Annotated in this window: 10 protein-coding genes and 1 pseudogene; 7 read left to right on the top strand and 4 right to left on the bottom strand. The window is 71.9% G+C overall.

Going from position 1 to position 14,385, the window contains the following annotated elements:
* Nucleotides 1-2: 2 nt before the first annotated feature.
* On the top strand, nt 3-2,768 hold the full coding sequence (locus ACWEQG_RS29435) for an AbfB domain-containing protein (protein WP_452289651.1): 2,766 nt from the start codon (nt 3-5) through the stop codon (nt 2,766-2,768).
* A gap of 139 nt (nt 2,769-2,907) precedes the next feature.
* Nucleotides 2,908-3,438: an XdhC family protein gene (locus ACWEQG_RS29430; protein WP_452289649.1), complete on the top strand. Its 531-nt coding sequence runs from the start codon at nt 2,908-2,910 to the stop codon at nt 3,436-3,438.
* A 90-nt stretch (nt 3,439-3,528) separates the two neighbouring features.
* On the opposite strand, the gene ACWEQG_RS29425 is transcribed toward ACWEQG_RS29430, so the two are convergent.
* On the bottom strand, nt 3,529-5,868 hold the full coding sequence (locus ACWEQG_RS29425; RefSeq protein ID WP_452289647.1) for an extracellular catalytic domain type 1 short-chain-length polyhydroxyalkanoate depolymerase: 2,340 nt from the start codon (nt 5,866-5,868) through the stop codon (nt 3,529-3,531).
* 350 nt (nt 5,869-6,218) lie between these two features.
* Between ACWEQG_RS29425 and ACWEQG_RS29420 the strand changes: the two genes are divergently transcribed.
* Together ACWEQG_RS29420 and ACWEQG_RS29415 are read left to right on the top strand one after the other, a co-directional pair.
* Nucleotides 6,219-6,929 (top strand): sulfotransferase family protein, encoded by a 711-nt coding sequence (locus tag ACWEQG_RS29420; RefSeq protein WP_452289645.1) that lies wholly within the window; start codon nt 6,219-6,221, stop codon nt 6,927-6,929.
* 664 nt (nt 6,930-7,593) lie between these two features.
* Nucleotides 7,594-9,723: a PQQ-dependent sugar dehydrogenase gene (locus ACWEQG_RS29415; RefSeq protein ID WP_452289643.1), complete on the top strand. Its 2,130-nt coding sequence runs from the start codon at nt 7,594-7,596 to the stop codon at nt 9,721-9,723.
* A gap of 206 nt (nt 9,724-9,929) precedes the next feature.
* Here ACWEQG_RS29415 and ACWEQG_RS29410 read toward each other — a convergent pair whose 3' ends face one another.
* The 3 genes from ACWEQG_RS29410 to ACWEQG_RS29400 all read right to left on the bottom strand — a co-directional run bounded on the left by ACWEQG_RS29410 (nt 9,930) and on the right by ACWEQG_RS29400 (nt 12,189).
* Nucleotides 9,930-10,298: a cupin domain-containing protein gene (locus ACWEQG_RS29410; RefSeq protein ID WP_452289641.1), complete on the bottom strand. Its 369-nt coding sequence runs from the start codon at nt 10,296-10,298 to the stop codon at nt 9,930-9,932.
* Nucleotides 10,299-10,420: 122 nt separating this feature from the next.
* On the bottom strand, nt 10,421-11,251 hold the full coding sequence (locus ACWEQG_RS29405; protein WP_452289639.1) for an ABC transporter permease subunit: 831 nt from the start codon (nt 11,249-11,251) through the stop codon (nt 10,421-10,423).
* Nucleotides 11,248-12,189: an ATP-binding cassette domain-containing protein gene (locus ACWEQG_RS29400; protein WP_452289637.1), complete on the bottom strand. Its 942-nt coding sequence runs from the start codon at nt 12,187-12,189 to the stop codon at nt 11,248-11,250. The genes ACWEQG_RS29405 and ACWEQG_RS29400 overlap by 4 nt, the downstream gene beginning before the upstream one ends.
* A gap of 266 nt (nt 12,190-12,455) precedes the next feature.
* Here ACWEQG_RS29400 and ACWEQG_RS29395 point away from each other — a divergent pair, with 266 nt between their 5' ends.
* The 3 genes and pseudogenes from ACWEQG_RS29395 to ACWEQG_RS29385 all read left to right on the top strand — a co-directional run bounded on the left by ACWEQG_RS29395 (nt 12,456) and on the right by ACWEQG_RS29385 (nt 14,343).
* On the top strand, nt 12,456-12,926 hold the full coding sequence (locus tag ACWEQG_RS29395) for a DUF6010 family protein (protein ID WP_452289635.1): 471 nt from the start codon (nt 12,456-12,458) through the stop codon (nt 12,924-12,926).
* Between the two features lie 63 nt (nt 12,927-12,989).
* A pseudogene (locus tag ACWEQG_RS29390) lies at nt 12,990-13,214 on the top strand (hypothetical protein); the annotation flags it as partial.
* A gap of 7 nt (nt 13,215-13,221) precedes the next feature.
* Nucleotides 13,222-14,343, top strand: a complete 1,122-nt coding sequence (locus ACWEQG_RS29385; protein WP_452289633.1) for an FAD-dependent monooxygenase — start codon at nt 13,222-13,224, stop codon at nt 14,341-14,343.
* Nucleotides 14,344-14,385: the final 42 nt, after the last annotated feature.

Here is a 14,385-nt window from a genome sequence, read left to right as displayed (position 1 = left end):
CGATGATCCCGCTTCGCCGGACTCTCGCCGCCGCGACCGCCCTCCTCCTCTCCGCGGCCTGCCTGATCCTCACCGCGCCCGCCGCGTCCGCCGCCGTCTGGCAGCCGAAGACGCCGCCCCTGTCCACCCCCTGGACCGCCCAGGTCTCCCCCGCCAACGCCCTGCCCGACTACCCGCGGCCCCAGCTCGTCCGGTCCGACTGGCTCAACCTCAACGGCGTGTGGGAGTTCAGCGGGGCGCCGAACCTCGGCTCTCCCCCGATCGGCCGGACGCTGCCCGAGGGCGTGCTCGTGCCCTACCCGATCGAGTCGGCGCTGTCGGGGATCAAGCGCCACGAGGACGCCATGTTCTACCGGCGCGCCTTCACCGTGCCGTCCGGCTGGTCCGGACGCCGGGTGATGCTCAACTTCGGGGCGGTCACCTGGGAGGCCCGGGTGTGGGTGAACGGCGTCCAGGTCGGCCGGCACACCGGCGGCTACGACGCCTTCTCCTTCGACATCACCTCCGCCCTGCGGTCCGGCGACAACGAGCTGATCGTCGGGGTGTCCTCGCCGATCGACGGCGGCACGTTCCCCATCGGCAAGCAGCGCCGCGACCCGAGCGGCATCTGGTACACCGCGTCGTCGGGCATCTGGCAGACGGTGTGGCTCGAACCGGTGAACGCCGCCCACGTCACCCGGCTCGACACCACGCCCGACGTGCCCGCCGGGGTGCTGGACCTCGTCGTACGGGGCACCGGCGACCAGGTCAGGGCCGAGGTGCTGAGCGGCGGCACGGTCGTCGGCTCGGCCACCGGCGCGGTCGGCGCGCACCTCCGCGTGCCGGTCCCGAACGCCCGCCTGTGGTCGCCGGACGACCCGTTCCTGTACGACCTGCGCGTCACGCTGACAGGCGCCGGCGGCGCCGACGTCGTGACCGGTTACTTCGGCATGCGGTCGATCGGCAAGGCGGTCGTCGGCGGCGTGCTGCGCCCGGTGCTGAACGGGAAGTTCGTGTTCCAGCTCGGCACCCTCGACCAGGGGTACTGGCCGGACGGGATCTACACCGCGCCGACGGACGATGCGCTGCGCTTCGACCTGGAGCGGCAGAAGGCCCTGGGCTTCACCATGGTCCGCAAGCACATCAAGGTCGAACCCGCCCGCTGGTACTACTGGGCCGACAAGCTGGGCCTGATGGTCTGGCAGGACATGCCCTCGCTCGACGCGGTGGACGACCCGCCGGAGCGCAGCCACGCCAACTACGAGTCGGAGCTGCGCAGGATCGTCGATCAGCTCAAGGGCGTCACGTCGATCGTGATGTGGGTCCCGTTCAACGAGGGCTGGGGCGAGTACGACAACCAGCGCATCGTCGACCTGGTCCGCTCCATCGACCCGACCCGGCTGATCGACCACGACTCCGGGTCGAACTGCTGCGTCTCCGACCCGGAGCCCACGAACGGCGACGTGATCGACGACCACTGGTATCAGGTCCCCGGCGAGACCGACACCCGGCTTCCCACGGCCACCCGGATCGCCGTGCTCGGCGAGTTCGGCGGCCTCGGCCGGCGCGTCCAGGGCCACGAGTACCAGCCCGGCGCCGGGTTCGCCTACGGCGAGCTGTACCCCGACGAGGGGTCGCTGACCAACCGGTACGTCGAGATCACCAGGCAGGTGGAACGGCTCGTGCACACCCGCGGGCTGTCCGCCTCGGTCTACACCGAGCCGTACGACGTGGAGAACGAGGTCAACGGGTTCTACACCTACGACCGCAGGGTGCTCAAGATGACCGAGTCACGCGTGCGGGAGGCCAACCGGCGCCTGCTGGCGGTCGCGGCGGGCACCGACGTCCCCCGGGGCGAGCCGGTGTCGCTGCGGGTGACCACGCCCGGCTACACCAGCCGCTACCTGCGTCATCAGGACGGGCTCGCGCGCACCGACGTGATCGGCGGCGGGAGCGCCGACCTGGCCAAGCAGGACGCCACGTTCTGGACGCGCCCGGGCCTGGCCGACTCCTCGTGCGTGTCGTTCGAGTCGCGCGACTTCCCCGGCGAGTATCTGCGCCACTCGGACCACCGGCTGCGCAGGGACCGGCAGGACGGCACGGCCCTGTTCGCGGCCGACGCGACGTTCTGCCCGCGCGAGGGGCAGGGCGGGACCAGGCTGGAGTCCTACAACCTGCGCGGCTACTTCGTCCGCCACTACAACGCGCTCGTCTACGTCGCGAAGCAGGGCGGCGCGAATCCCTGGGACGCCGCCGCGAGCTTCGCCGCCGACACCACATGGGCGGTGACCGTCCCGCTGTGGCGCAGCGGCGCCGGCCTGCCGCTCGACCAGGCCCGGTCGTTCCGGGTCACCACCGCGGGGTTCACCGACCGCTACCTGCGGCACCGGGACAGCCTGGCCCGCACCGACGTGGTCACCGCCGGAAGCGACGCCCTGCTGAAGTCCGACGCCACCTTCGTCGTACGGCGCGGCCTGGCCGACCCGACCTGCTATTCGCTGGAGTCGCGCAACTACCCGGGCCGCTACCTGCGGCATGCGAATTTCCGGGTCCGGCTGGACGCCCCGGACGGCAGTGATCTGTTCCGCCGCGACGCCACCTTCTGCGCGCAGCCGGGGAACACCCCGGGGAGCGTGCGCCTGGCGTCGCTCAACGAGCTGGGCGGGAGCGTCCGGCACTACGCCGAGGAGGTCTGGGTCGCCTCCGACGGCGGCGCGCATCCGTACGACAACCCGGCCTCGTACGCCGAGGACGTGAGCTGGGCCGTCACCGCCGCCTGGGCTCCGTGAGGCGGCAGGAGCCGTCGTGCGGGGCCCCCGCACGACGGCTCCGGAGGTGCCACGCCGCGCGGCCCTCCAGTCCGGCGATCGCGATATGCCGGCGTCCGCTTCCGCCGCGGACGCGACGAGCCGCTGGGAGACTACGGACATGAGCCACAGCCATGACGAGGACCCCGCGTGCGCGGCGGCCCACGGCGAAGTGCGTCCGGAGGAGACGAGGCGGACGCTGGTCGCGGTGTTCGCCTCCCCGGTGGCGAACCACCTGGTGCGGTTCGGCGTGGAGCTGGGCTTCCGGCCGATCCTGCTGGAGCCCGATCCGGATCGCCGGCTCCCCGGCCTCCCGGCGGGCCCGGTCCCGGTGGTCAGGGAGGTGGGCGACCACCTGGACGGCACGGCCGACGTGGTCGTCACCGATCATCACCGCCCGGAGATCGGGCCGATACTGCGTGACGTCCTGCGCGGCCCCGCGCGCTGGGTCGGCATCATGGGCAGTCCCCGCCACCCTGGCCCGCACGTGCGGGCGCTGACGGAGCTGGGCCTGCCGCCCGAGGAGATCGCCCGCGTGCACCGCCCGATCGGGCTCAACATCGGCTCCCGCACGCCCGCGGAGATCGCGGTGGCGACGCTCGCCGGCCTGATCGCCGACAGGAACGGCAGGCCCGGCGGCTTCGCGCACTGACTTCCGCCACGCGAACGGGCACCCCCGCGGGTGGCGGGGGTGCCCTTGGCGCTCCTCCTGGTCAGGAGCGCGTCATCGCGGTTTCGCCGGTCAGGAGGCGCTGCACGTCAGGGTGGGCGTGGCGGCGCTGCCGTTGGCGGTGAAACCGAAGGTGGTGGTGCCGTTGGCGGACAACGTGCCGTTCCACGACTCGTTGCGCACGGTGACCGCGGCGCCGGAGCCGGACTTGACGCCGCCCCACAGCTGGGTGATGGACTGCGAGCCGGACCAGCTCCAGTTCACCGTCCAGCCCCTGACCGACGAGTTGCCGGCCCTGACGGTGACCTCGGACTGGAAGCCGCCGGGCCAGGAGTTGACCGTACGGATCGTCGCGCCGCACCCGCCGGGCTCCGGCGAGTCGCCGGGCGACGGGCTGACCGGCGGCGTGGGGCTCGGACTGACCGGCGGGGTCGGGCTCGGACTGACCGGCGGGGTGGGGCTGGGGGAAGTGTCGGGAACAGCGGCGTTGAGGGCGCTCAGCACCGCGTCGTAGGCGGGTTTCTTGTTGCCGCCGCTGAACAGTAGCGGAGTGTCGCCCGAGCGCCAGGAGTCCTGGTCGCGGACGCCCCACACGGTGATGCCGTTGCAGCGGGGAACGGCCAGGCAGTCGTTGACCACGTTGGCGTAAGTGGTCGGCGAGGCGCCCTGGATGTCCAGCTCGGTGATCTGGACGTCGACGCCGAGGGCGGCGAACTGGGAGATGGTGGTGCGGTAGTTGCTGTTGTACGGGCTACCGCTGTTGAAGTGCGACTGCAGGCCGACGCAGTCGATGGGCACGCCGCGGGCCTTGAAGTCCTTGACCATGTTGTAGACGCCCTGCGTCTTGGCCCAGGTCCAGTTGTCGATGTTGTAGTCGTTGTAGCAGAGCTTCGCGTCGGGGTCGGCGGCGCGTGCGGTGCGGAAGGCGACCTCGATCCAGTCGTTGCCGGTGCGCTGGAGGTTGGAGTCGCGGCGGCCGCCGTTGCCGTCGTCGAAGGCCTCGTTGACCACGTCCCAGGCGTAGATCTTGCCCTTGTAGTGGGACATCACGCCGTTGATGTGGTTGATCATCGCCTGGCGCAGCGCGCTGCCCGACAGTGCCTGCATCCAGCCCGGCTGCTGCTGGTGCCAGGCCAGGGTGTGGCCGCGGACCCGCTTGCCGTTCTGCACAGCCCAGTTGTAGATCCGGTCGGCGTTGGTGAAGCTGAACTGGTTCTGGTTCGGCTCGGTCGCGTCGATCTTCATCTCGTTCTCGGCCGTGACCATGTTGAACTCACGGTCGGCGATGGTGGTGTACTGCGAGTCGCCGAGCTTGCTCGCACTGATCGCCGTGCCGAAGTAACGCCCGCTGCGGGCGGCGGCGGCGCCCAGGGTCGTGGCCGGCGGGCCTCCGGTCGGGGTGGCCGAGGGGCTCACCGGCGGGGTCGGAGACGGGCTGTCCGGCGGCGTGGGCGACGGAGAGGGAGACGGCGAGGTCGGCGTGGTGCTGTTGAGGCCGAGGAAGTTGATCGCGTAGGAGATCATGCCGTTCAGCGGCAGCGAGTGGCCCTGGCCGGAGACGCTGACGCCCTCGACCGGCGGCTGCGTGCCGGTGTTGCCGTACCGGGTGCGGGTCCAGCCCGACGAGGGGCTGTCGGTGGACACCGGTGTCTGGCTGACGCCGTGGAGGTTGGTCCACTGCTTGATCTCTTCGCCGAAGTTGTTGTAGTGCAGCGTCGTGTCGGTGGTGCCGTGCCACAACTGCATGCGGGGGTAGGAGCCGCTGTAGCCGGAGTACATCGAGCGGGCCAGGTCACCCCACTGCTGGGCGGTCTTGATGCTCTGCCCGCCGGAGCACTGGCTGTTCCAGGTGGAGCCGTCGGTGGTGGCGAAGCATCCCGCCGGGACGCCCATGAACGCCGAGCCCGCCTTGAACACGTCCGGATACTCGGCCGCCAGCACGTTGGTCATCATCGCGCCGGAGGAGACGCCGCTGACGTAGACGCGGCCGGGGTCCACGTTGTAGCGCGACTTGGCGTAGTCGACCATCGACATGATGCCGACCGGGTCGCTGCCGCCGCCCCGCTTCAGCGCCTGGGGCGAGTACACGTCGAAGCACTGGCCGCTGCGCGTGGCCTCGGGGAACACGATGACGAACCCGTACTGGTCGGCCGCCGTGACGTAGTCGCGGAAGTACCCGCTGAACAGTGCCGACGCGGTGCCCGTGCAGTAGTGGACGGCGACCAGCAGCGCGGGCCGGGCGGCCACCCGGTCCGGGACGTAGATGTACATGTTCAGGTTGCTCGGGTTGTTGCCGAAGCTGGTCACCCGGGTCAGCGAGGCCGCGGCGGCCGGTCTGGTGACCAGCAACGTGGTCGCCGCGACGACGGGCATCAACACGGCGGCCAGTAAGGCCACGATGCGTCGTCTCACGTGGACTGTCCTTCCTCCGGTTGGCGCCGATCGGGACGTACGCCGGCGGCGCCTGATGTTTCCGAAGACTGCATAGAACTTTCAGGCCGCTCAAGCCGCAGGTCCGCGGTGAACCGGCCGAGCCGCGGAGCGGGAGGTCAGAGGCAGTGGGCACCGCTTCGTGATCTAGAGGTTTTGGAAAGTTTCATGCCAGCTCCGAAAAATTCCATTCGTCACTCCCACGGCGCGTGCCGTGAGAACGGCTCGCGGACGGGCATGGCCCTGGGAGTCCGGCGCGGCGGGCGGGCGGGGACCGGGCCGTGCGGATTGGGGCCGTGCCACGCGGGACGGCGGCGACGAGGAGCCTGGGCATGCTGGAGGTCATCGGCGCGGGATTCCCGCGCACCGGGACGACGTCGACGAAGGCGGCCCTGGAACGACTCGGTTTCGGGCCCTGCTACCACACCTTCGAGGTCATGCTCCGTCCGGAGCTGGCCGAGCGCTGGCAGCCCGTCTGCTCAGGCGGGCCGGCCGACTGGGATGAGGTCTTCGAGGGCTTCCGCTCGTGTGTGGACTGGCCAGCGAGCTTCTTCTGGCGGGAGCTGGCGCGGTCCTACCCGGACGCCAAGGTCGTCCTCACGGTCCGCGACCCGCACAGCTGGTATTCGAGCTTCCGGGTGCTGGGCTCGCTCAGCTCACGGGGGCCGTTGCGGGAGGACGAGGTCCCCGAGGCCGTGCGTCCCGTCGTCGCCGCGATGACGAGCCTGCGGCCGCTCTTCGAGCGCATCAGCAGGTCGCTCTTCGGTGAGGAGTGGCGGGCCGGTCACACGCCGGACGAGGAGCGGGCGGTCGCCGCCTATCACCGGCACGTCGGCGAGGTGCGGGCCGCCCTGCCCGCCGAGCGGCTTCTGGTCTTCGACGTACGCGAGGGGTGGGGACCGCTGTGCGCCTTCCTCGGGGTCGCCGCTCCCCCGGGCGACCCGTTCCCGCACCTCAACGACGCCGCGTCGATCCGCGCGATGTTCGCGCTCATGCACACCGAGGGCCGCGTACGCGTCCCCTTCGAGGGCGACGGAGGGTGACGGAGGGTGACCCGCGCCGGGGCGGCAGGGGTGGTCGCGCCGCCCGGGGGTGTGCCGCCCGGGTGGCACTCGCCCACCCGCCGTCTCGGCGCGACGGCGGATGGGCGACCGGGCGTACACCCCCGGGCGACGCGCCAAGCTCGGACACCCAGCGTGACGAGTCGATCGGGAGTGGTACGACTTCTGTCGCATCGATCACATGTTTTGCGACCGTAGATCGAACTTATGTCAGTTGTCAACGAAAGTCGGTGCTTTCACCCGCAAAACATCCGCGCGGTCGCACATCCACGGCTGACCGGGCCGTCAGCCAGGAAAGTCAAACGCGGTATTGACCGTCCGGTAGCACGGTCGTAACAATGTGGGCGTCTCGCGCTCGACCGGCGGTGGCACGCCGGCGGAGCCAGGCAGCGTTCTGTCCAGTGTTCGACCGATGATCGATCACGACGCGTTCGGCGCACGCGTCCTCACGAAGGGGACGATGCGTGCGGCCGCCCTGGCGACCACTTCCGAGTGCGACCTCCATGGCCGTGACCTCGCCGATTCCGGCGTGGGCGCATCTCCCCGGATTCGAGCGGCCGGACCGCCACGCTTCCCTGCCGTTGCCGCGGCACGGGTGGCGGCCCGGCCACCCATCTGACGCCCTCCGGCCAAGGAGAAGCATCACGTGAACGGTACCTCCAAGAGGACCAGGCTGATGGCGGCGGCAGCGGCCGCCGTCATGACGGGGCTCCTGACGACGCCGACGATTGCGGCGGCGCAGGAGACCCAGGCGCCCCCGGAGTCCGCCTTCCAGAAGGTGACCCTGAACGACACCCCCGGTGAGCCCATGGACCTCGCCGTCCTTCCGGACGGCAGGGTCCTGCACACCACCCGCGCCGGCACCGTCTGGATGCACGACCCGGCGACCGGCCTCAACACCCAGGCCGGCACCATCGACGTGTACCAGCACGACGAGGAGGGCCTGCAGAGCATCGCGCTCGACCCGAACTTCGGCAAGGGCAACAACTGGGTCTACCTGTACTACTCGCCGCCGCTGAACACCCCGGTGGACGATCCCAAGACGCCCAACGTGAACGAGGGCGACGCCCCCAACGAGGGCACGGAGGCCGACTGGGAGCGTTTCCGCGGCGTGATCCGGCTGTCCCGCTTCGAGTTCAGGAAGGGCCAGATCGACCCGGCGAGCGAGCAGCAGATCCTCGACGTCCCGGTCGACCGGGGCATCTGCTGCCATGTGGGCGGTGACATCGTCTTCGACGCCCAGGGCAACCTCTACCTGTCCACCGGCGACGACACCAACCCGTTCGCCTCCGACGGCTACGCGCCGCTGGACGACCGGCCGGGCCGCAACCCGGCGTACGACGCCCGGCGCACCTCGGGCAACACCAACGACCTGCGCGGCAAGATCCTGCGCGTCAAGCCAAAGGAGGGCGGCGGCTACACGATCCCCGAGGGCAACCTGTTCGCGCCGGGCACGCCGAAGACCCGGCCCGAGATCTACGCGATGGGGCTGCGCAACCCCTTCCGCATCGAGATCGACAAGAAGAGCGGCGACGTGTACGTCGGCGACTACTCGCCGGACGCGAACCGCGCCAACCCCAACCGCGGGCCGGCCGGCACCGGCAAGTGGACGGTCATCCGCAAGCCGGCCAACTACGGCTGGCCGTTCTGCGCGACCGCGAAGCTCCCGTACAACGACTACGACTTCGCCACCGGCGCCTCCGGCGCGCCCTTCGACTGCACGGCGCCGGTGAACGACTCGCGGCACAACACCGGCCTGCGGGAGCTGCCGCCGGTCGAGCAGCCGGACGCGTGGTACTCCTACGGCGCGTCGGCCGAGTTCCCCGAGCTCGGCACGGGCGGCATCTCCCCGATGGGCGGCCCCGTCTACCACTACGACAAGAAGGCGGCGCACGGCCGCAGCCCGGTGGCGTGGCCGGAGTACTACGACGGCATGCCGCTGCTGTACGAGTGGTCGCGTGACTGGGTGAAGGGCATGCGCCTGGGCGAGGACGGCAAGCTCTCGAAGATCGAGTCCGTCCTGCCGTCGTTCGTCTTCGACAACGCGATGGACATGGAGTTCGGCCCGGACGGCGCGCTCTACGTCCTGGAGTACGGCGACGGCTACTTCAACCAGAACCCCGACGCCCAGCTGGCCCGCATCGACTACATCGGGGAGAACGGCAACCACTCGCCGACGCCGAAGGCGTCGGCGGACAAGACCAACGGCACGGCGCCGCTCACGGTCGCGTTCTCCAGCGAGGGCACCGTGGACGCCGACGGCGACCGGCTCCAGTACGCGTGGGACTTCGACGCCGACGGCAAGGTGGACTCGCGCGAGGCCAACCCCACCTTCACTTACGAGGAGAACGGCGTCCACCGCGCGACCCTGAAGGTGACCGACGTGGGCGGCCCTCAGCGCGGGCGCTCGGCCACGGCCGAGGTCGAGATCGTGGTCGGCAACCAGGCCCCGGTCGTCGAGTTCGTCAAGCCGGCCGACGGGCAGGAGTTCCACTTCGGCGACGTCGTGCAGTTCGAGGTCAAGGTGACCGACGACCAGCCGGTCGACTGCTCGCGCGTCCAGGTGACCTACATCCTCGGCCACGACCAGCACGGGCACCCGCAGACGACCGCGAGCGGCTGCACCGGGAGCATCACGACCACGGTGCCCTCGGGACACGACCCGGCCAACGACAACCTCTCCGGTGTCTTCGCCGCCACCTACACCGACCCGGGCGCCGACGGGCTGCCGGCGCTGTCCGGCAGTGACGAGGTGGTCCTGAAGCCGGCCCGCTGATCCGGGCGGCTGATCCGGCCCGCTGATCCGGCCCGCTGATCCGGGCGCCGGGGCGGGCGCGTGCCCTCCCCGGCGCTCCGGGACGCACTGACGCGCCGGCCACGCGAGACCCGCGGGGCCGGTGTGATCCGGCCGCGCGGGGATCCGCGCGCGGCCCCCGCCGCCGGAGGCCGTCGAGGGACGGTCAGCGGCGCGGCGGCCGGCGGTCAGGGCCGAACGGCGTACACCTTGCGCAGCGTCTCGTGCACCGTCCACACGGTGCGCGCGCCGCCGGGCATCAGGACGACGTCCCCCGGGCCGACGTCGAGCACGGGGCCGTCCTCCACCTCGATCGTCGCCCTGCCGCCGAGCACGACGAAGACCTCGTCCGCCTCGGTGTCGGTGCTCACGCCGGGCCCGTGCTGCCAGACGCCCACCGCCAGGTCCGTGCCCGACGCCAGCTCCAGGTGGCGGACCTGCGGGTTCCCGGACACGACCTGGGCGGGGTCGAGCGGGTCCGGATCGAGGTCGGCGTCGGCCAGGGCCGCCGCGCGCACCACGCGCGGGGTGACGGTGAACGATTTGTCGTTTTCCACCTGCGGAAGTGTAGGACCCCGCCCCACCATGACCCGCGTGGCGGTCCGCCCCCGGCCTCGCCCCCCGCCAGAGTCCGGCGTCGCGGTCCGGAGGTGCGCCGCCGGACCGCGGGCGCAGCCGGTCACGCGTCGCGGCGCCTGAGCAGCACCGCCGCGACGACGATCGTCACCGCGGCGTAGCCGCAGAAGACCGCGAACCCGGTCCACGGCGCCAGTTCCCCGGGTGCGGGACGCACGGACATGATGACCTGACCGGCGTTCGACGGCAGGTACGGAACGACACGCCTGCCCCAGTCGGCCGGCAGCACCTCGCCGAGGGTCGGCAGCACCAGAAGCAGTCCGAACAGCGCGGCGATGGCGCCCGCGGTGTTGCGGAGGATGAAGCCGAGCCCCACCCCGAGCAGCCCCACGACCGTCAGGTACAGCCCGGCCCCGGCCACCGCGCGGACGACGCCGTCCGCCGCGAGCGTGGTGCCCCGCTCACCCAGGACGGCCTGGCCGCCCAGGAAGGCCGCGAACGACGCGGCGATCATCAGCGTGGCCGCGACGACGGTGAACACGCCCGCCTTGGCCCACAGGACCGGGAGCCTGCGCGGCACCGCGGACAGCGTGGCGCGGATCATGCCGGTGGAGTACTCCGCGGTGACCAGCAGCACGCCGAGCACGCCGATGGCGAGCTGGGCGAGGGACACTCCGCGCAGGCTGGCGCCGGCCGGGTCGAACAGCGCCTGGTGCGGCGAGCCGGGCAGCGCCGGCTGGGCCGTCATGAACGCGCAGAGCAGCACGCCCGCCCCGATCGTCGTCCCGACCGCGGCGACCAGGGTGTACACCGTCGACCGCAGCGACCACAGCTTGATCCACTCGGACCGCATGACCCGGCCCTGCGTGACCCGGTGGCGCTCGGCAGCCGGCCCGGCCGTACGGCGGACCGCGGTGACGTTCGCGGTGCTCATGCCGCGCTCCTTTCCATACCGGCCGTGCTCCGGCCGGTCACGCCGTGATACTCGACCGCGTCGCGGGTCAGCTCCATGAACGCCTCCTCCAGCGAGACGTGCACCGGGGTCAGCTCGTACAACGTCACGCCGTGCCGCGCGGCGATCCGCCCGACGGCCTCGCCGTCGAGACCCTGCACCTGCAGGACGCCGGTCCCGTCGCCGGTGACGGTCACGTCCGGGCCGGTCAGCAGGTCGCGCAGCCGCTCGGCCTGCGGAGACCGGACGCGCGTGGTCAGGCGGGAGGAGTCGCGGACGAAGTCCGCCACCGGCACGTCGGCGATCAGCCGTCCGCGGCCGACGATGATCAACTGCTCGGCGGTCAGGGCCATCTCGCTCATCAGGTGCGACGACACGAAGACCGTGCGCCCCTCGGCCGCGAGCCCCTTGAGCAGGGTGCGGATCCACAAGATGCCCTCGGGATCGAGCCCGTTGACCGGCTCGTCGAGGATGAGCGTCGCCGGGTCGCCGAGCAGCGCGGACGCGATGCCCAGCCGCTGGCCCATGCCGAGCGAGAACCCGCCGACCCTCCTGCGCGCCACCTCGCCCAGGCCGACCAGCTCGATCACCTCGTCGACGCGCCGCCGGGAGATGCCGGTGGTGGCGGCCAGGGCGAGCAGATGGTCGTAGCCCGACCTTCCGGGATGGACCGCCCGGGCCTCCAGCAGCGCGCCGACCTCGTGGAGCGGTGCGGCGTGCCGGGTGTAGCGGCGGCCGTTGACGGTGGCGTGCCCCGCGCAGGGGGCGTCCAGCCCGAGGATCATCCGCATCGTCGTCGACTTGCCGGCCCCGTTCGGGCCGAGGAAGCCGGTGACGACGCCGGGCCGGACGGTGAAACCGAGATTGTCGACGGCGACCTTGCCGCCGTAGCGCTTGGTCAGCCCATTCGCTTCGATCATGAGGAACCTTCTCGCTGACGAGTGTGCCGCGGCCCCGGCGGGCCGCCGACATGACACTCGCGGCCACGGCTGTCCTCCCGCTGCCCGTCCGCTGACAGCCTGCTGTCGGCTCAGCCAGGACGCGGACAGTCCGCGGGCAGCGGCGGACGGGAGCGTGACGCCGACGGCCGGCGAAGCCGTGGCGCCGGCCGCGTGGGCGTTCCCCGGCGCGGCGCCGCGCTTCCGGCCTCCGTCGCGTCACAGCCCGGACCACAAGGGGAGCCCCGATGACCAGCAGCACCGTCACCGTCACCACCGACGCCACCCGCCGGCGTACCGGCCTGACCGGCGTGCTCGCCCGCCACTGGCGGACGGGGGTCGCCGCTGCCGGCACCGTCGTCAGCCTGTCACTGCTGGCGCCGCTGCCCGACGAGGCGCGGACCTCTGTCAGCGCCTGGTCGGTCCTGCTCGCCGCGGTCATCTACCTCACCTGGGGAACCGCCCGCGGCGAGCTCGCCTCCCGGCGGCTGCTGAGCCTGCAGACCGCCGCCGTGCTCGGCTTCGGCGCGGTCGCGGTGGCCGCGGTCGCCGCCGGCCCGGACACGGCCCGCTACGTGCTGGCCGCCGGTTGGCTCGCCCACGCGGCGTGGGACGTCACCCATCACCGCATGGGCCGGGTGGTTCCCCGCTGGTACTCCGAGGCGTGCCTGGTGTCGGACCTGATGATCGCGGCCGCACTGCTGGCCGCCGGGTTGTGACGGTCCGCCGGGGCGGCGTCGAACGACGAGAGGGCCGGTCCCGGTGGTGAGGATCAGCGGCAGGACGAAACCACCAGGGATATGATCTTCATCGTGGCACGGCTGGTGTCGTACGCCTCGCAGACCGTCGAGCTGCCGCCGGGCGGCCCGGTGCCGGCCGGCGGGTTCGCCGGAACCGGCATGCGCCGGGGCCGGCTGCCGCGCGACGGCGTGTACGAGTTCTTCGCCGCCCCGCTCCCGGTGACGGGCACGGCCGGCTCCCCCGTCAACCCACTCGCCATCAAGTGAGGGTTCCATGCCAGCAGTAGGCAACGTCCTCATCGTCGGCGGCGGCACCGCCGGATCGGCCCTGGCGATCCTGCTCGCCCGCGCCGGGGTCGCCGTGGACATCGCGGAGATCCGGCCCGCGGTCACCGCGCTCGGCTCGGGCATCTCCCTGCAGGGCAACGCGCTGCGGGTGCTGCGCGATCTCGGCGTCTGGGATCGCGTCGCCGCCGCCGGATTCGCGTTCGACTCGGTCGGGCTGCGCGCCCCGGACGGCACGCTGCTCGCGGAGATCCCCAGCCCCCGCACCGGCGGGCCCGATCTGCCCGCCGCGCTCGGCATCGACCGCCCCCGGCTCACGGCCGTCCTCACCGACGCCGTACGCGCGGCCGGGGCGCGGACCAGGTTCGGCGTTACCGTGGAGGCGCTGGCCGACACCGGCGACGGGGTCGGCGTGCGGCTGTCCGACGGCACCACCGGCACGTACGACCTGGTCGTGGGCGCCGACGGCATCCGCTCGGCGGTGCGCGGTCTGATCGGGATCGACGCCGCCCCGCGGCCTACCGGCCTGGGCATCTGGCGCGTCCACACCCGCCGTCCCGCCGGGATCGAGCGCACCGACCTCGTCTACGGCGGTCCCTGCTTCACCGCGGGCTACTGCCCGACCGGCCCGGACACCATGTACGCCTACCTCGTCGAGAAGGCCCGCCCGCGTGAGGCGGCCGGCGACAAGGTCGCGCACATGCGCGCTCTCGCCGAGGGATACGGCGGGGCGTGGGACGAGATCCGCAAGGACATCACCGACCCCGAGCGCATCAACTACACGTGGTTCGAGTCGCTGCTGGTGGACCGTCCGTGGAACCGCGGCCGCGTCGTCCTGATCGGTGACGCCGTGCACGCCTGCCCGCCCACCCTCGCGCAGGGGGCGGCCCAGTGCCTGGAGGACGCCGCCGTCCTGGCCGAGCTGCTGCTCGCCGCCGACCGGCTCGACCGGCCGGTGTTCGACGCGTTCACAGACCGCCGACGCGATCGGGTGAAGGCCGTGGTCGAGGCGTCCCTGCGGCTCGCCGAATGGCAGCTCGACCCGGCGCCGGACGCCGACATGCCCGGTCTCATGGACCGGATCAGCGCACTGGTGACGGAACCGCCGTGATCACCGCCGGCGAGTCGTCAGATCCACCTCGTCGGGGTGACT

It is taken from the genome of Microbispora sp. NPDC004025, from assembly GCF_053604425.1.
Note: the sequence above shows the minus strand (reverse complement) of the source record. Positions and strands in the feature narration are given on the sequence as shown.

Excerpts from the sequence above, each read along its gene's own strand:
- ACWEQG_RS29435 (WP_452289651.1), top strand. The coding sequence starts at position 3 with ATGATCCCGCTTCGCCGGACTCTCGCCGCCGCGACCGCCCTCCTCCTC.
- ACWEQG_RS29430 (WP_452289649.1), top strand. The coding sequence starts at position 2,908 with ATGAGCCACAGCCATGACGAGGACCCCGCGTGCGCGGCGGCCCACGGC.
- ACWEQG_RS29420 (WP_452289645.1), top strand. The coding sequence starts at position 6,219 with ATGCTGGAGGTCATCGGCGCGGGATTCCCGCGCACCGGGACGACGTCG.
- ACWEQG_RS29405 (WP_452289639.1), bottom strand. The coding sequence starts at position 11,251 with ATGAGCACCGCGAACGTCACCGCGGTCCGCCGTACGGCCGGGCCGGCT.
- ACWEQG_RS29400 (WP_452289637.1), bottom strand. The coding sequence starts at position 12,189 with ATGATCGAAGCGAATGGGCTGACCAAGCGCTACGGCGGCAAGGTCGCC.
- ACWEQG_RS29395 (WP_452289635.1), top strand. The coding sequence starts at position 12,456 with ATGACCAGCAGCACCGTCACCGTCACCACCGACGCCACCCGCCGGCGT.
- ACWEQG_RS29385 (WP_452289633.1), top strand. The coding sequence starts at position 13,222 with ATGCCAGCAGTAGGCAACGTCCTCATCGTCGGCGGCGGCACCGCCGGA.